The organism is Clostridium manihotivorum (assembly GCF_004015185.1).
Taxonomy (GTDB): domain Bacteria; phylum Bacillota; class Clostridia; order Clostridiales; family Clostridiaceae; genus Clostridium_AR; species Clostridium_AR manihotivorum.
Window position 1 is genome coordinate 4026287 of record NZ_CP025746.1, and the last position, 17289, is coordinate 4043575.

17 protein-coding genes and 1 riboswitch are annotated in these 17289 nt (G+C 32.9%); of the genes, 3 read left to right on the forward strand and 14 right to left on the reverse strand.

Annotated features, from left to right (window positions below):
* Window positions 1-37 precede the first annotated feature (37 nt).
* The 9 genes from C1I91_RS18235 to frlD (C1I91_RS18275) form a co-directional block, all read right to left on the reverse strand.
* A complete protein-coding gene (locus tag C1I91_RS18235; RefSeq protein ID WP_128214157.1) occupies window positions 38-772 on the reverse strand; it encodes a GntR family transcriptional regulator in 735 nt (244 codons plus the stop codon).
* A gap of 145 nt (window positions 773-917) precedes the next feature.
* On the reverse strand, window positions 918-1706 hold the full coding sequence (gene frlD, locus C1I91_RS18240) for a fructoselysine 6-kinase (protein WP_128214158.1): 789 nt from the start codon (window positions 1704-1706) through the stop codon (window positions 918-920).
* 2 nt (window positions 1707-1708) lie between these two features.
* Window positions 1709-2443: a GntR family transcriptional regulator gene (locus C1I91_RS18245; protein WP_128214159.1), complete on the reverse strand. Its 735-nt coding sequence runs from the start codon at window positions 2441-2443 to the stop codon at window positions 1709-1711.
* A 574-nt stretch (window positions 2444-3017) separates the two neighbouring features.
* Window positions 3018-4379: an amino acid permease gene (locus C1I91_RS18250; protein ID WP_128214160.1), complete on the reverse strand. Its 1362-nt coding sequence runs from the start codon at window positions 4377-4379 to the stop codon at window positions 3018-3020.
* A gap of 35 nt (window positions 4380-4414) precedes the next feature.
* A complete protein-coding gene (locus tag C1I91_RS18255; protein WP_128214161.1) occupies window positions 4415-4843 on the reverse strand; it encodes a secondary thiamine-phosphate synthase enzyme YjbQ in 429 nt (142 codons plus the stop codon).
* A 13-nt stretch (window positions 4844-4856) separates the two neighbouring features.
* Window positions 4857-5705 (reverse strand): amidohydrolase family protein, encoded by an 849-nt coding sequence (locus C1I91_RS18260; RefSeq protein ID WP_128214162.1) that lies wholly within the window; start codon window positions 5703-5705, stop codon window positions 4857-4859.
* Between the two features lie 33 nt (window positions 5706-5738).
* On the reverse strand, window positions 5739-6281 hold the full coding sequence (locus C1I91_RS18265) for a TIM barrel protein (RefSeq protein WP_128214163.1): 543 nt from the start codon (window positions 6279-6281) through the stop codon (window positions 5739-5741).
* Between the two features lie 74 nt (window positions 6282-6355).
* Window positions 6356-7381: a fructoselysine 6-phosphate deglycase gene (gene frlB, locus C1I91_RS18270; RefSeq protein ID WP_128214164.1), complete on the reverse strand. Its 1026-nt coding sequence runs from the start codon at window positions 7379-7381 to the stop codon at window positions 6356-6358.
* Between the two features lie 24 nt (window positions 7382-7405).
* Window positions 7406-8203 carry a fructoselysine 6-kinase gene (gene frlD, locus C1I91_RS18275; protein ID WP_128214165.1) on the reverse strand — a complete coding sequence of 266 codons (798 nt, stop codon included), beginning with the start codon at window positions 8201-8203 and terminating at the stop codon, window positions 7406-7408.
* Window positions 8204-8596: 393 nt separating this feature from the next.
* On the opposite strand from frlD (C1I91_RS18275), the gene C1I91_RS18280 reads away from it, so the two are divergent.
* Window positions 8597-10153 carry an amidohydrolase gene (locus C1I91_RS18280; RefSeq protein ID WP_128214166.1) on the forward strand — a complete coding sequence of 519 codons (1557 nt, stop codon included), beginning with the start codon at window positions 8597-8599 and terminating at the stop codon, window positions 10151-10153.
* A 490-nt stretch (window positions 10154-10643) separates the two neighbouring features.
* Here the strand turns inward: C1I91_RS18280 and C1I91_RS18285 are convergent, their stop codons facing one another.
* A complete protein-coding gene (locus C1I91_RS18285; protein WP_128214167.1) occupies window positions 10644-11018 on the reverse strand; it encodes a hypothetical protein in 375 nt (124 codons plus the stop codon).
* A 383-nt stretch (window positions 11019-11401) separates the two neighbouring features.
* Here C1I91_RS18285 and C1I91_RS18290 point away from each other — a divergent pair, with 383 nt between their 5' ends.
* Both C1I91_RS18290 and C1I91_RS18295 read left to right on the forward strand, forming a co-directional pair.
* Entirely contained in the window at window positions 11402-12154 is a 753-nt protein-coding gene (locus tag C1I91_RS18290; RefSeq protein ID WP_128214168.1) for a YiiX/YebB-like N1pC/P60 family cysteine hydrolase, read from the forward strand.
* Between the two features lie 347 nt (window positions 12155-12501).
* Window positions 12502-13599, forward strand: coding sequence for a YncE family protein (locus tag C1I91_RS18295; protein WP_128214169.1), 1098 nt, complete (start codon window positions 12502-12504; stop codon window positions 13597-13599).
* A 662-nt stretch (window positions 13600-14261) separates the two neighbouring features.
* On the opposite strand, the gene C1I91_RS18300 is transcribed toward C1I91_RS18295, so the two are convergent.
* The 4 genes from C1I91_RS18300 to C1I91_RS18315 all read right to left on the reverse strand — a co-directional run bounded on the left by C1I91_RS18300 (window position 14262) and on the right by C1I91_RS18315 (window position 17254).
* A complete protein-coding gene (locus tag C1I91_RS18300; RefSeq protein WP_128214170.1) occupies window positions 14262-15626 on the reverse strand; it encodes a voltage-gated chloride channel family protein in 1365 nt (454 codons plus the stop codon).
* A gap of 99 nt (window positions 15627-15725) precedes the next feature.
* Window positions 15726-15786, reverse strand: a riboswitch (Fluoride riboswitch).
* 59 nt (window positions 15787-15845) lie between these two features.
* A complete protein-coding gene (gene crcB, locus C1I91_RS18305; protein WP_128214171.1) occupies window positions 15846-16205 on the reverse strand; it encodes a fluoride efflux transporter CrcB in 360 nt (119 codons plus the stop codon).
* Window positions 16206-16652 carry a fluoride efflux transporter CrcB gene (gene crcB, locus C1I91_RS18310; protein ID WP_128214172.1) on the reverse strand — a complete coding sequence of 149 codons (447 nt, stop codon included), beginning with the start codon at window positions 16650-16652 and terminating at the stop codon, window positions 16206-16208.
* Window positions 16653-16975: 323 nt separating this feature from the next.
* Window positions 16976-17254: a DUF3784 domain-containing protein gene (locus C1I91_RS18315; protein ID WP_164880580.1), complete on the reverse strand. Its 279-nt coding sequence runs from the start codon at window positions 17252-17254 to the stop codon at window positions 16976-16978.
* Window positions 17255-17289 lie beyond the last annotated feature (35 nt).

Below are 17289 nucleotides of genomic sequence, written 5' to 3' on the forward strand. Positions count from 1 at the left end.
TGTTAAAATCAACAAAGCCTAAATATAAAAATATATTCTAACTTTCTTTGTGAAAATGCACATTAAAGTTACACTTATCTCCCCTTGTATAATTGCGAGATAACTCAATAACTTTTCCATTTTCATCATAGCTAACACACTCAAAGAGCATTACAGATAGCTTAGTGTCTATTCCAAGCATTCTAGCATCTCTTTGCTCAAGCTGAGTTAGATCTAATGTTTGAAAAGCTTTTGATATTTTTATACCATAAAATTCATATACTTCGTAAATAGAAAATACCCCAAGGTCTATCCCTTCTAGCTTTGGCACCACATACTTCGGTATATAAATCTCCTCTAAGGACACCGGCTCACCATCTGCAGAACATAAACGTTTTATATAATAGATTTCATCTTCTTTATCTATTCCAAATATAGTTCCATACTTATCTCCAGCTTTTCTTAAAACCTTGGTTAGTACTTTAGTGCATGGCTGAGTATTCTTCTCTCTCATAGTCTGAGTGAAACCACCTAGAGTTTCCAGATCCCTCTCCACTTTGCTTCCTACCACATATACACCTTTGCCCTGTACCCTTTTTAAGATACCTTCATTCACAAGAGTATCTATTCCATTTCGTACAGTCATTCTATTAATACCATAGATTTCTGCTAAGTCATTTTCTGAAGGTATGGCCATTCCAGGTAAATATTCACCATCTTCTATCTTATTTCTTATTACCTCTCTAAGCTGTAAATATATTGGAGATTGATAATTTATTTCTTCCTTACTCAAACAAAGCACCTCCTAACCTCAAAACTAAAATTTTAGAAATATGCTGAAGTAGCATTGGAAATAAGATTTGTCTAAAACAGCTTTATTTATGAGCATGCTTATACATAGATTTATCAAAATATAATTTCCTAAATAATGAAAAAATCTAATTCCAAGTACCACTATACTGAAGCGTAATAGCAGCACTTTCTGCACCAATTTGCATACACTCTTCTATAGCTTTATTTAATAAAATTCCTCTTAAAAATCCAGCTATATAGGAATCTCCAGCTCCCATAGTATCCTTTACCTCACAAGGAACAATACCATGAGTTATATAATCTTTGCCATTATAGCAGATAGATCCTTTTTCTCCAAGGGTTACAATAACAAGCTTTGGCCCTTTAGAGTACATATCTTTCATATAGTTTCTTATAAAATCATCATCCCCTTCATCATAGGAAAAGAATGCATAATCTACATTATATATTGCTTTCTCCACAACTGGATCATCAAGCTTTGTAGCAAAGTCAAAGGCTATTTTAGTTCCTTTAGCTTTTATCTTCCATAAATCGTTTTCTACCATACCCCAAAGTCCTGATACCACCATGTCATGAGTACTTAAGAAGTCTATATCCTCATCGGAAATCTTAAACTGTGATAAAACCCCTTCGTCGTAATCCCCAAGGATTCTATCTCCATTAACAATCTCAACCTTTGTTATTGCAGTGTTTCCATGCAAAACTCTTATATGTGAGGTATCTACTGATTTATTTTTTATTGCATCTATCATTATCTTACCATACTTATCATCCCCGACTACGCCTGTATAGGAAGCTTCTCCGCCAAGTCTAACGAAAAACACTGCTACATTTACAGGATTTCCTCCAGTATAGGCCTGATTTAAACTTTCATATACGTCCATACAGTTATCTCCAACTGCTGCTAATTTCATTATTACCCATCCTCTCTTTTCGTTAATATACTAGAAAATCTTATCTTGTCTGATCTTACAATAGACTTAAAATATTCTATAGGACTTCCGTCTTCTTCGTATACTACTCCAGTAAGGTAAAATACAGCTTGCCCAGGTTCAATGTTTAAAAGTTCTGCCTCGTATTCAGTGGCATAGGCTATACCAACTCTTTCTTCACCTTTCATTATCTCAATATTATACTGTTCTTCAAGTACGGCATATAGAGATTCCTTGGAAAAATCATGGATTTTTAATTCCTTAAAACGTTCACCATCAATAAATGAAGACTCTATAGTCACTGGATCGTCATCTATGTAACGAATACGAGTTAAAGCATAAACACTATGGCCTAATGGCAAATGTAGTTTCTTTGTAGTTTGCTTGTTGCTCTCTATTATTTCTGCTGAAAGCACCTTACTTTCAATAGACTGACCATTATCCATAACTTCTCTAGATAGAGATCTTAACTCTTGAAGATTTCTTATAAGCTTAGGCTTAGCTACATAAGTTCCTGATCCTTTTTTCTGATACAACTTTCCTTCAACTACCAATCTTTGAATAGCTGAACGAAGTGTAGATCTATTAAAGTTCCACATATCACACAAATCTCTTTCAGATGGTATCTTTGAATGTGGTGCTAATTTATTTTCAATTATATAGTACTCGATCTTTTCTATAGCCTCATCTCGAGATCGGTTTCCATTCTTTTCAATCATTGAATTTCCTCCTAGTTTATCTATAGACACATATCACTTCACAAATAAACTTATATTTTTCAAACCTCACCTGCAACATGACGTTTTGAAAATAGCCTTTATACGCTGTGACACATCTCTAATAGATGAACTGCTTCTTACGAAAATTAGACTTATAAAACTTACTATAAATTTTATAAGAGTATTAAAAATACATTGTTCGAAGAAGTAGCTCATCTGTAACTACAATGTGGCATTTTCAGTTCAAGTACTATGATATCACACCTACAAAAATTGGCAATATGGTAACTTTTTAATATAATTAATACTACGCCTAATAATAATCTTAAATCTAAATTTTGTTATTATCTTTTTTAAATGTTCCTATATAAACTTAATTTATACTTATTCAAAAGTCCCAGCTTCTTGGGACTTTCGACCACACATAATTTAGTAGTTTAGTTATGGATTCTATAATATAGGGAACCTTTACGAATACTTAATTTATACTTATTATAAAATAGCAGCTTCTGGCGATTTTGTAGCATGTATAAATTAACAGTTGAAGTTAGTTCCCTATATAGAAAAACCGTTTCTAACTTTGCTTTATGGATCTATTCTTTTTCTCCCAATAATAATATACTGGAAGACCTGTGGCAACGATTACAGCTGCTGCAACAATACCTTGTACTGGAGCCCACATAAAGGTTGAAAAAATTAAAGTAAAGGTCATAAACATAGCAATTGTTGCCATTACTCTCCAAGCTGGCATCTTCCATAGTGGTTTATAGCTCTCTTTTTTCCTATGAACAAATACTGTTCCAAAGGTTAAAAAGTTCTTAAGAAGTGCTACCAAAGTGAAATAACCTAACAAATTACTTATATTAGAGGCAAATATCAAGACTATTGCAACAGCGCATTGTATCAAAATAGAGAAATAAGGAGTTTCCCACTTTGGATGAACCTTAGCAAAAGACTTGAAGAACAATCCATCCTTTGCCATTGCATATTCTATACGAGGTTGGAACATGATGCAGCTTGAAAGAGAACCAATTATAACTATTATAGCCATTATAGCGGTTACGGTACCTGCAGCACTTCCTATCAAAGGAATTTTTGAAGCTGCTAAAGCCACTGGTGCATCTGATCCTGCCAAGTCTTTAATTGGAAGTAATCCAGTAATTGCAGTACTTAAAGCAGTATACAAGGTTATAACTATTAAAACAGTGATGATAAGTGCTCTTGGCATTGTCTTTTTAGGGTTCTTTATCTCTCCAGTCATATAGCATACAGCACCCATTCCATCATAGGACCAAGTAGTTGCTGAAATTGCAGCCAGTAACGCCATTATTCCAACTGGAGCTCCTTTAGCTGCTGGTGCAGTTATAAGGCTTCCATTCATATAAAATAAACCAATTCCTATTAAAAGAACAAAAGGAAGTATCTTAAAGGCAGTTATAAAGGTTTGGAACTTTCCACCACCTTCTACTGAGCGTAGGTGTATTGCCATGAATATAAGAACTAAAGCTGTAGCTACAAGCTTTACTACAATCCCTGAAAAACCAGTGAAGAAAGCAAGATAGTTTGCAATTGCTAAAGCCATTATAGATATTGATGGTGGATCAGTAGCCCAAAAGCTAATCCATCCACAGAAGAATGCTAAAGGTCGTGAACCTGCTTCCCTAAAGTACACATACTGCCCCCCATCTTCAGGATAGGCTGTAGCTAATTCTGCATAAACAAGATTTGCCGGTATATTTATAAGTCCACCAATTAAAAACGCTAGTATAGTAAAAGCTGCGCAACCAGCAGCGCTTGCAACTCCACCTACTGATGAGAATATACCTGATCCTACAGTTGTCCCAACCCCAAGTGCTACCGCAGCACCTAATCCAAGTTTACGGGCCAATTCAGTCTTTGTGCCACCACCAGGAGCTTTATTAATTTCCAATGACATAATAATTCCTCCTTTAAATTTATTAAATTATAAATTTATTCACCAATTATGCTGATACTAACAGTCCTTCTTGCTGGTCCATCGAATTCACAGAAATATATATCCTGTGCATCGCCCTTTACTATCTCACCTTCAACAATAGGAAAAACACAATTATTACCTGTTATGTGTGCCTTTAAATGACCTGTAGGATTTCCTGCAGTTGACCCATAGCTTCTAAGCATCCTTGCGTGGGTATAAGGAAAATCTTCTGGAATTAACCTTTCCAAAAAGGTTTGTATATCGTTTTCAAGGCACTCCAACGACTCATTAACTGTTATTCCTGTAGTGGTGTGTTTTGTAATAACAGCTACTATTCCATTTTTTATACCACTTTCTAAAACAACTTCACTTATCTTATCTGTCAATACTATAAGCTGATTATAGTCTTTAGTAAGTAGTGTAAAACTTTCATACACAACCATAATTTCTCTCCTTTTATATACCACCAATGAATTCAAGGGCATTTTGTCCTTTTATAAGTTCAAGGGTACTTTCTCTAAAACCAAGGTGCTCAATTGCTTCTGCCATTCTAATCTGTTCAAATCTAGGATTATTTGAGCCAAACATAACTTGATGCCTAAGACTCCTATCTATCCAAGTAGAAGGTATATCCTCGGTGAAAACCCTTTTATAAAATTCTCTTGCGCTATCAAAGTATAGTAACGCAGTATCCGCATATATATTAGGGAACTTTAACATAAGCATTGCCGTTTCCTGAACATAAGGCCAGCCAAAATGAGCAAGGCAAATCCTAAGCTTAGGATGATTTAATGCAAGTTCTTCAAATTCTATTGGTCTGGAATATTTAGATAAGGTATTTGGTTCCCAAGATACACCGCTGTGAAATAAAATTGGTTTATCATACTTTTCACATATTTTATATAGCGGCTCCAAGGATTTATCTGATGGATAGAAATGTTGTTTAGATGGATGTAACTTTAATCCCTTAAGCTTCAACTCTGTAAAAGCTTTCTCTATTGCGTCTAAGTGACCTTTAACAAAGGGATCCACCGCTGCAAAACCGATAAATCGGTCTGGTGCCGTATCTACAAGCTTTTTTATTTCTTCATTACTTACTACGATGCCTCCTTCAATTGTTGTGTAATCTTCAGGTAGTAAAGTAAGTTTATCTAGCCCAGCACACTCCATTTGATTAAAGATATGCTCTAGTGGGGCTAAACCGTTTTTCTGTATGTCTAAGGCTTTATGCCTAAATTCCGTTATCTTTGGCTCTAAGTTTATAGGTTCGAAAAAAGCGGGATGAACATGGATATCTATAAACATAATTTTCACCTTTCTGATTGCTTACTATCTAAACTACAAAAGTGATTTAATATTATTTATTGCTTTCTTTGCATATAACCTCGGTTCATTTATATAAGCTGTTACCAGCTCTATTGTGATCGTCCCATCATATTTAATTTCTTTTATTTCCTCCATTAACTCCTTCAGAGGTATATTTCCTTCACCAGGCATTAAATGAGTATCACTTGCTCCATCACTGTCTACCACATGCATGTGATACATCTTATCTTTAAGTTTATCAAAATAACTAGTAATACTTTCTTGCTGAACATAAGGAGGAACTATATCGCACATTCCCAACAAGTTTTGTGATGGAACCAATCTAAAGACCTCACATAAGTCATTGGCACTCTTTACTACATTAGTTTCATAGGGTGTCAACGCTTCCAGTACGACCTTATGCTGAATGTTATCTGCATATTCTGTGATCTCTTTCATGCATTTTATAAGCCTATCCCAAAGCTCTATATAATCATAGCCAAATCGTTTAGCATCTATAAAAATGTCTTCTATAGTATTTCGCTGATAACCTGAAGTGAATAATCCAATTTTCATTAATAATACCTCCCAATTTCATAAGGTATTCGCCTGCAGCAACATTTCAACTGCAGGCTAGTACAAGTAGAAAATTAGTATTTCATTAGACCACCATAGTAACGTCTATCGTCTGGGTTGTGATCTTTAGCTATTGCCAGGTAATAGTAGAAATATTCAAGTGGAACAAATAAAACCATAGGTGCAAGCATTGGATGTAGATCACAATTTAGATCTGCATAGTCAAATACTATGTAGTCATCAGTAAGTTGCTTTACAAAATTAATTGCTCTCTCTGTAGTTTTTCTAGATTCATCAGTTCCTAACATAAATACATAAGGAACACCCTTCTCTACCACTTCTAATGGTCCATGTCTGAATTCAGCTGCGTTTATCATTGAACCATGTGTCCAAGTAAACTCAAGCATTGTTATAATGCCTTCCTTATAGGCAAGTGGAAGTAGTGGACCTGCTGCTACAGTGTAGATGAAAGGCCATTGGCTTGCTCTAATTCCTAACTCTTTTGACTTTTCTTCTGCAGAAACTACTAGCTCTGCTAATACCTTTGGAAGTTTCTTCATATCTTCTAGTATCTTTGTAACTTCTGTATTTTCTTTTATTGAGTTAATATATTTACAAGCAATATAATAAGTTGCTAGTAGGTGAATTTCCCAGATGCATTCTGCTCCATAGCCTATGACAAACTCCGCTGCTTCTGATAGCAAAGTGTTAGCTGGATCACGAGTAATACCTATAGTCATAGCCCCTGCATTCTTTGCAAGTATTATTGAATTTGCAACCTCTTCAGTCTTTCCGTAGTGGGATACTCCAACTACTAAAGTTTTGCTATCAAGCTTAGCTGGTGTTTGATCTAAGAAGTCAAATCCACTAAAAGCTTCTGCTGATATATCAGAGTATTTTTGGAATAGAAGCTTTGCAGTTTGACAAGCGCATAGCGGTGAACCACAGGCCACAAAATATACTCTTTCTATTTTCCTCTCAACCATGGTCTTTACAAAGCCATCTATCATAGGAAAATCCTTTGACATTAATTTTTCAACTTCAACTACCATGTTTTCTGTTACTAAAAAATCTACTTTACTCTTATCAATTTCTAACATAATATCTACCTCTTCTCATTTGAATTAATTTATTTCAGTGACCCAAGGCTCAAAGACCTCTATCACTTTAGCTGCAATTTTTGCGCCTTGTTCTAAGGCTTTTTCTACTGGCTCATTATTTAAAATACTATACAAAAACCCTGCTATAAAGGCATCTCCAGCACCAACTGTATTAACTACCTTCGCCTTAAAGACACCAAATTCATAGTAATCTTGTCCATCGTAAGCCAAACTACCCTTTTCACCAAAGGTTGCCACTGCTATCTTTAGACCTTTCTCTACTTTTTCCTTTAAGAAGTTTCTTACATAATCATCCTTTTCTACAAAAGAGAAAAAACCGTAATCTACAAAGGGAACTGTTCTGTCTACTATTTCTTTGTCAAAACCAGTTGCATAGTCAAAAGAAACTAGCGCTCCTTTTCTTTTTATTTCCTCAAGAACCCCATCAGCTTTTCCCCAAAAGGCGCTGTGTACTAGGTTATGCGTAGCTGCAAAGTCAATATCCTCTTCATCAAAGAAAATGTTTTCAAGAACTCCCTCATCATATTCACCATGTATTCTCTCAAGACCATCCATATCCATATAAGTAATTGCTGTTTTTCCTATAGCAACCTTCAAATGTGAAATATCAAGTCCCTCCTTTTCCAACGTGTCAATCATTAGCTGTCCATAATCATCTGAGCCAGTTGTGGAAATGATCGATGTATTAATCCCTAGCTTTCTTAAATTAACACCAGTATCTACAACATTTCCAGTAGGATATAATCGATTAAGTCTTTTATAATAGTCAATGCAATTGTCACCAATGACTGCTACTTTCACTTTTACCTCCCTTTCAACATAAATTGATGCTCATTGAACTAAAATTGAACGAACACAACTAAGAGCCAACCATACATGTTACTAATATTTCCGAACCACTTTTAGTATAGCATCACACTTTTTCCTTGTCAATCTACATTAGTAAATATTTACCACAACATTTTCATGTATAAATCCACGGTTTTTCTAGTATATATTTAGTTTATATATAGTTTTTATTGAAGAATCATTTAATATTGGTATAAATTCATCTTATTAATGAATATGTTCTACTATGTAAGTATCAATTATAAAAGTTTTTTATACCAATTTACAAATATATTTAATTGGAATATAATTGTAAAAACAGCATTTGTTTTGAGATTATATTTAAAGATGTGCGAGGTGTGTATTATGTTAAAAGCTGATATTGTGTTAAAGTCTACTAATATTTTTACTTCCACTAATAACTCAACTACCAAGGGTTTTGTAGCTATAACTGGAGAAAAAATCCTAGCAGTTGGAACTAATGATGACCTACAAAAGTACATTGGACAAGATACTAGAATTTTTGAACTTGGTAATCGAGTGATTTGTCCTGGCTTTGTTGATGTACATTGCTTTTTTACTGGATATGTCTTAAATTATGCAGGTATAGACTTATCTCAAATAAATAGTTTAGAGGAACTAATGAAAGTACTGGCAGAACAGGACTCTGTAGTTTCAGATAATTCTCCAATCCTTGGACGCAACCTAAATTCAAACAAACTAAATTATCTTCAAAGTAATTCTCTTGATCGCCTCTCAACAACCAAACCTGTAATTCTATTTGAAGAAGGTGGAGAAAGTTGTTATATGAATACCGCAGCAAAAATAAAATACTGCTTTTCCGAAACTAACTGCTACCCAGAAGCTTACTGGAGATTGTTAAAAGATATTTTGAATGATCACGATTTCATTGTTGAGCAGTTTAAATCTTATATGTCCATGCTTAACACTAAAGGAATAACTGCTATAAAGGAGATGGGATTTGATGATTTTTATAGCTTCACAGATATTTTAGAGGAATTAGAGAATAATGAAGATTTAACACTAAGAGTTTCCTTTATGTCACAACCGGTTGGTTCTGGAGCTAACCTTAGCTTTGGAAAAACCATGAGAGAAAAATTCAAAGGTACTTTTATTAAATTTAGCGGTTACAATAGGATGACTGATGGTTCTATATCAGCTCTTTGTGGAGACTTGAAGGAACCTTACTTGTGTGCTCCAAAGATTCATTGTGCCCAAGAAATTGATTATTCTATGATTGAAGCTGAAGTTCTTGCTTGCGATAAGGAAGATTTTCGTTTTTCTCTTCATGCTCAAGGAGATGCTGCAATAGGAAAGGCTATTGATATATTTAGTAAATGTAAAAAGGCAGATGGTAAACTATCGAATCGTCACGCTATAACCGATGTTGAATTTTCAGATCCTAAGGACTTAGAAGTAATGGGCAGATTAGGAATCATAGCAGAAGTATACCCCCAGATAATGTCCATAACAAATGCAAAAGAGAAAATATCCATGATTAATGAAAAGATAGGTGCTGATAGAGGTAGATACTACTGGAATAGAAGAAAGATGGCTGATTGCAACATTACAATTTCCTGCGGCACAGATCTTCCTCTTATGATTCCAGATATTCCCGAGTCAATTTATCATACTTTCGGCGGTTTATTTCCCGAAGGTGGAGAACCTTTTAATAAAGAGAACACTTTAACAAAAGAAGAACTGCTTAAAGCTTGGACACTAGGTGGCCAATTTAATCTAGGACAGGAAGATGTGCTAGGAACATTAGAGCCTGGAAAGCTGGCTGATATTGCAGTATTGGATGGTGACATTTTTAAAACAGACATGAACTATATTAGAGATATAAAGGTATGCTTAACCATTGTAAATGGAAAAGTGGTTTATGATGCTTTAGTAAAGTAAAACTTTTCTAGGTAAAAATACCCTATCCTAAAACTAGAAATATATCTCAATAAGTGTTGGCTATGTTTAATAGTATTGTTGAAATTAAGTGTTCATAAATGAGATGCTCTATGAGCGAGCTATTAGAATTAAATGATTTTATCAGATGGAACGGCTTTAAAGATTACTAAAACGTTCTTCATTAGTGATCTTTTGCGCAAGCTCATTAAAGCATCGGATGACTGATCACTTAATTTCATTAACGTACTTTTATATACACAAGATTTAAAAATAGATTTAATGTTGAAGTGATACATATAGGGAACCTTTATGAAAACTTAATTTATACTTGTTATAAAATCCCGGCTTTTGATGATTTTATGGCATGTATAAATTAATAGTTGAAGTTGGTTCCCTATTGTTATATATCTTTATTCAACTTCAGCTAGTATAAATCAACTTTAAATACATTAACTCTTTAATTGAAGTATACTAGCTCAATATAAAAACATTACTTGCCCTTTCTAAATTGCTGAGTTTGCTTCTTATCTACATACATCATGGATGTGAGTAGTATTAACAATAAAGAACCAACATATCCTGCAAGTTCAATTTTCCAAACTGACAAAAGAAGCTCCACCAAAATTAAAATGCAGATTATACTTCTAGTAATTACATATAAACTTTCATTTCTATAATCTTTTTTAGATACAGCAAATGTTCCAGAAATAACTCCATATAACGTATAAAAAACTAGATATAAGCCTAGAGCTATAAAAAATGGAATAACAAAGTTATTGCCATTTAATATGTACTGGGTTGCTAAAATAAATATCAAGATTAAAATAGTTAGATAAAAAAATATCTGGGCTAAAATTTTCTTCACTTTATCTTTCCTCCATTATAAGTATCAAATTTCAACCATTAAGTTTTCATAAAGGATACCTTTCTATATATTCCGAAAGCTTAAGTTATAACTGTTCGGAAATCCTGTTATTTGTATATTGTTCGGTATATGTAAATTAAGTTTTGATATAAGAACTCTTCTTCTAAACAGAAATAATCCTTCATTCCCATGATTATTCTATCTAAATTAAGTATTCTTTCAATTTCTAGCTGGGACAAAAGCTCCGTCCCCCTGTCCCATTTGTTATATTTTACAATCTTAACGTTTCCATAATTTGCATTATAGATGTTTAGGTGTTACAATTAACTTGAAATATATGGTAATAATAAATATTTATATAATACTATGGAGGTGTCCTTTCTATGAAAAAAAGTAAAGTATTTTTATCAATGTTCCTATCAGTCTTCTTGACATCTGTAGTTACTGTCCAAGCATTCGCCTCTACAACTTCTGGTTCGACCTCTTATAATTCTACTCAACCTGCCTTTGATAAAGCCTTAGAAAAAGCAAAATCTAATCCTTTTCCAATCGAAACATCAAAAGTGCTCAATAGGACCTTAGTAAACAAAAAAATCGTAAATGATCCCAAATCTAACCAAATAAGAAGCCTCACTGGACAAATAAATCCATTAGAAGCAACTTCAAATGGTGTCTATCCTACAAGAAAAGGTGTAATCCTTGTAACCGATGATAAATATTCTGGAATAATTCCACTAGGACATAGTGCAATTGTATACTCCGCATCTGATGTTGTAGAATCATTAAGCTCTGGAGTTGTTATGGGTAAGAACAACTGGGATACAACAAGAAATACCTGCGCTGCTGGTACTGTAATCTCTACAACTGCTGATCAAGATGCAGCTGCTGCAGAATGGTGCAAGAGCAAAATCGGCCTTCCTTATAACTATGATTATTACAACATGTCAACTAGATCAAAATTCTACTGCTCACAACTCGTTTGGGCAAGCTTTGAAGATAACTACGGAATAGATTTAAATACTAGCGCCTATGATATAAGTCTATTTGGTAAAACACTTTCAGCAATTCATCCAACTGAACTTCTTACAAACGATAACGTTGTTGTAACCTATAGAAATAACTGGAGCGTTAATTAGTAAATTAATTAAAAGTTTGTTTATTAACTAATCTCTGAAGTTTTCTAAAACAAATTAAATTTCCTCACCTGTTCTATTAAGAATTAGAAATAGTATTTCTTTTTAAATTATTGAGCTCTATGCCATCTATATATAGGCTAACTAGTACTGAAATTTATCAAACTTAAATATTATATTTTTATAGAAATATTTATCTTAATACTCATTATTAAAGCAGTTCATATTTTTAGCAAAATATATAGTAATTTTACAATTCCACATTACACCAAAAGCAATAAAATGTACAACCTTTTTTATAATAAAAGCTTGTATGTTTTATTGCAATTTTCAAAATTGGAGGCGCTCTTATGCTTAAATCAAAAAAATTAATTTGTGACATAGCAGTAATATTAATATTATTTTTTTCTGGCTTATATTTTTATATAAATTACAATAAAAATCGTTTTATTTCCCAAAGTAAGCTTCCTTATATACATATCGGAGTTATTCAAAGCACACAAAATCAAAATATAGGTTATGTTTCCTTCTACGATAAAAATCTTAATCTTCTTGAAGAAAAACAATTACCCTTTGGTGATATGGGTGATCAAACCAGAGTACCTCTCTTGAGCAATACCAGCTTTTATTCAGTTCCTCTTGGCCTAGGAAATCAGAAGGATCTAAAAACTATTATAAAATTTGATTTAAATACTGGAAAATATAAGACCATAAAGATTAATCAACCTGCAATACTAATGTACACAGTTAATAAAGATGATGTATATACTACAAACACCATAAATTTCGTAGGATACATTACTAAATGCGATACGAAGACTGGACAACTACAAGAGTGGAAAAAGAATGGGCTAGTTATAGCGTCACTTAAGTGTTATGACGATATTTTATATGCTTGGGGAACAATTAGCGAAAATAATATCAATACTCCATATCTATTAATTTTTGACTCAAAAAATCTAAAACTCCTAAAGCAAATTCCATTGAACCAATGTGGAACTCAGCAATTAGACTCCTGCAAAATAGGCGACGATATCTACTTCACCAACAATCTTGATATAAATGGTAATGAAGGCTCAAAAACATTAAGCAAGTATAATACAAAAACCGAAAAGATTGACAACATAGAGCTCGGTGAAATAGATCCAAACCAAATACTACTCTACAAGGATAAACTATACATCACCCACTGCAATCCTCTTGCAGCAAATCTAAATAAAATTACTATCTTCGATCCTAAAACTCAGGATCAGAAGCTTGTAGAAATGGAAAATGCCCTAGTGCAAACAATAAGGTACAACAATTACCTTTACAGTCAAGATATTAACAAGCTCTATGTATACAACATTGATAACATGAACCTAATTAAATCAATTACTATTAATAAACCTAGACCCTCATCCCCTCAATCTCGCTTTTATATTGGAGGCTTTTTTGTAAAGCAGTGATTACTACAAAACTAAAATAAATAGTAAAGTTTCGTAAAGTATATTCTCTAAAGTCAAGGTTTCCGGTGATATAAAAATGCATAAATAGGTCATCTCACATGGCCAAAACTCCAACAAGCAAAGATGTATAGGCAACCTTTATGAAAACTTAATTTATACTTGTTATAAAATCCCGACTTCTGGGGATTTTGTGGCATGTATAAATTAATAGTTGAAGTTGGTTCCCTATAAGTGCCAAAATTATGAGTATCCTAAAGATAATAATATAGATATAAAATAAAGGCTGAATTTTCTTGATACCCAGTGTAATTTTATGTAAAATAAGTATTATAATGTTTCACAATCATCTTTAATAACTACATTGTGTTCACTAGCTACCACTATTTTCAGCACTATTATTGCCTTATTAATTATTTACTTTCTAAGATTAGGTAAGTACCTATAGTTATACTAACAACATTTTTTTAACACATTCATATATACTATATAACTTATGTATTCTACATAGTTATTCTACACACTGAAATCAACAAGTTTATCTAATATCTTTTACAATTTCCTATAAAATAAAACTAAGCTATATCCTTGAGTTTTTCTCAGAGATATAGCTTTTATTAACATTAATTCTTTAACTTCACTATACAAATTATAAGCTTCTATAACTAAGCAAGATGTATATCCTGCTCCTCATCATCTTCTTGTTTATTATTTTTATCTAATTTATTTCTAAAATAAGATAGGGAAGCGTTTTGTGGTACCTTAATTATCTTACTTTTGCTCCTTCCAATCCTTTGAGAAATATATATACCAGTATGTCCTGAGAATACATAACTGATAATGCAGGTCATAAACATGAATTCTACTCCTTTTGAGCCAAACATCTCGACTCCTAGGAGTAAGGATGCCAATGGAGTATTAGTTGCTCCAGTAAATACTCCTATTAATCCAAGTGCGGCTAAAAATGAAGGGGACATATGTAAAATGCTAGATAGCGTATTTCCTAATGTTGATCCTATTACAAATAACGGTGTAACTTCTCCACCTTGAAAGCCTGTACCTAATGTTAAAGAGGTAAATATAAGTTTAACTAAAAAAGCAATAGGATTAACCTTATCGTTAAAAGAATCTGATATAAGAGGAATGCTAAGGCCTAAATAATCTCTGCTTCCAACTATATAAACCAAAATAATTACTAAAATACCCCCTACAAAGCTCTTTAATATTGCATTTGGAAAAGCCTCTGTGAATAATTCCTTAAGCTTATGAGTTAGTTCGCTAAAAAGCTTACTAACAAGTCCAAATATAATAGCTGCAATAACTACTTTCATCACAGATAAAATTGTTATTTCAGGAATTTGAAGAATCTTATAATGAGTGTGATGAATCCCCCAAGCTGCAGAAACTAAATCTCCAGCTATAGCTGCTGTGAAACATGGAATCAAGGCTTCATAGCTCATTATTCCTAGAGTTGCAACTTCTAAACCAAACACAGTTCCAGCAAGTGGAGTTCCAAATACAGATGCAAAGCCACTGCTTATTCCACACATTAGAATTATTCTACTATCATATTTGTCAAGTTTAAATATACGCCCAACACCTTCTGCTATTGTAGAACCTATTTGAACTCCTGTTCCTTCTCTTCCAGCAGAACCTCCAAAAAGATGAGTAATAACCGTTCCTAAGAAGACTAATGGCGCCATACGCATAGGTACTGTTCCACCACTGTTATTGATGTTTTCTAAAATGAGATTATTCCCTTTTGAAGAATTCTTACCATACTTTGAATAAATAAAGCTTACAAATGCACCACCTATAGGCAGGAAAAATAATAACCATGAATTTTCAACTCGCAAATTTGTTACCAGTTCTAAACTTTTCAAAAACGCTGCTCCTGCAGTACCTGTGAAAATACCAACTATTGCCCCAAGCACCACCCATTTTATAAAAGAAATAGTTAAAACCGCCGTAGTATTTTTACTTCTAATAAATAGTAACCTATCCTTAAAATAGTTTTTATAAAATCTCATCTGAGATCTCCCCTCTTTTGTTATTATAGTATAAACTTCATCAATACTTAATCTTCATAAGCAGTAAAAATACTCCTACAAGATAACTACAATAATAGTTATCTTGTAGGAGTCATCAGCTTCAAGCATTTAAATGGCGAACTCCATCACCTATACATTTTCTAAAACCATATTATCACTAAATACCACGCTTGTCTATATCATGATTTATAAAAAGTCTCATACTCTTGCTCTTATAGTGAAAAATCCTATTGTATATCCTAAAACACCTAAAATCACGCTTCCTAAAATATAAACAAATCCATTTAATTCTTTTTTATTTTTGAACAGATTAAAACCTTCATACATAAAGGTGGAAAAAGTGGTATATGCACCTAGGAATCCATCTGCTAAAAGCAAATATATACTATTACTTACATTTAAACTAGATACTATGCCAAGAAGTATTGCACCTGTAATATTTATAATGAAAGTACCTAACGGAAAACTACTTTTGTTCTTTGTGGAGACAATATTTCCAAGCTTATACCTTGCTATGCTACCAAAAGTTCCTCCGATTCCTACTAACAAATATGACAACTAAAATCCACCTCCTTGAGCTTTTATCCGTTCATCTAAATCTTCATCATCATCTTCTTTATAGTTTCTATTTACAAAATTATTGGATAGAACTGAAGCAAAATAAGCTAAGGCAATACCTGCAAGTACTGAAAAGCCTACATAGGAAATAGCTGAGAAATAGTATCCTTCAATAAATAGAGTTACAGTTTCCTTGCACATAGTGGAAAACGTGGTAAACGCCCCTAGAAAACCAGTAGTAATACCTAATTTAAGATTTTCACTGTATTTCCATCTAGCATAACTTATTGAAAGTATAAAAGCCAGTATAAGACTCCCTGTTATATTAATTATAAAAGTGTTTAGTGGAATTTTTTCTTTATAATTATAGATTGGCTCATTTTTTATAATATATCTTAGGATAGCACCTAGAAAACCGCCAATTCCTATATATACATACTTTTTCATAAAACATCTCCCTATCCGCTTAACCTTATGCTTATCTTATAGATTTCGATTGTGCAATTTATTCCCAAACCAAAATATTTAAAACCTATGAGCTCGAATTAAAACGGTATATTTACATATAATTTATCACTGAATTTGTATATTTCAAATTTACATTACTTACTTATTATATAGAAGTTATTTAAGCATTATTCCCGAGCTTAATCCGTCAAGTAAGCAAATATTAGTAATAGACCCAATAAATGTAGCTGTTTTTTATACATGTGGGTTTTAATAACCTGTAAAAGGCAACCCTCAGTGAGAATTGCCTTGTGTTATCTACCTTATAAGTATTTACCTAGTCCCCAAAAATAAATAATTAATAAAGCAATACTATATACTAAGAATACTCGCCCTGGAATCACACTTGAAGTTATGCTTCCTACAATAGCTAATAATAATGTTCCAGCTGCTATAAGTGAAAATATTTTCCCAGCAAACTTTGCTAAGCCATGGACGTCTCTTACCTTTGATTTTTCTATACCTGCCAACAATCCAACCTTTTCATATTTATAGATTATGTAGGATAATATAAATAGTAAAATCGCTATACTTGCTATCACTATAGAACCTCTCACGTTACCACTCCTTTAATCAT

Coding starts and splice junctions, on each gene's coding strand:
- frlD (WP_128214158.1), bottom strand. CDS start 1,706: ATGAAATTAGCAGCAGTTGGAGATAACTGTATGGACGTATATGAAAGT.
- C1I91_RS18255 (WP_128214161.1), bottom strand. CDS start 4,843: ATGGTTGTGTATGAAAGTTTTACACTACTTACTAAAGACTATAATCAG.
- C1I91_RS18265 (WP_128214163.1), bottom strand. CDS start 6,281: ATGAAAATTGGATTATTCACTTCAGGTTATCAGCGAAATACTATAGAA.
- C1I91_RS18300 (WP_128214170.1), bottom strand. CDS start 15,626: ATGAGATTTTATAAAAACTATTTTAAGGATAGGTTACTATTTATTAGA.
- C1I91_RS18295 (WP_128214169.1), top strand. CDS start 12,502: ATGCTTAAATCAAAAAAATTAATTTGTGACATAGCAGTAATATTAATA.
- C1I91_RS18280 (WP_128214166.1), top strand. CDS start 8,597: ATGTTAAAAGCTGATATTGTGTTAAAGTCTACTAATATTTTTACTTCC.
- C1I91_RS18290 (WP_128214168.1), top strand. CDS start 11,402: ATGAAAAAAAGTAAAGTATTTTTATCAATGTTCCTATCAGTCTTCTTG.
- C1I91_RS18245 (WP_128214159.1), bottom strand. CDS start 2,443: ATGATTGAAAAGAATGGAAACCGATCTCGAGATGAGGCTATAGAAAAG.
- C1I91_RS18250 (WP_128214160.1), bottom strand. CDS start 4,379: ATGTCATTGGAAATTAATAAAGCTCCTGGTGGTGGCACAAAGACTGAA.
- crcB (WP_128214172.1), bottom strand. CDS start 16,652: ATGAAAAAGTATGTATATATAGGAATTGGCGGTTTTCTAGGTGCTATC.
- C1I91_RS18260 (WP_128214162.1), bottom strand. CDS start 5,705: ATGTTTATAGATATCCATGTTCATCCCGCTTTTTTCGAACCTATAAAC.
- frlB (WP_128214164.1), bottom strand. CDS start 7,381: ATGTTAGAAATTGATAAGAGTAAAGTAGATTTTTTAGTAACAGAAAAC.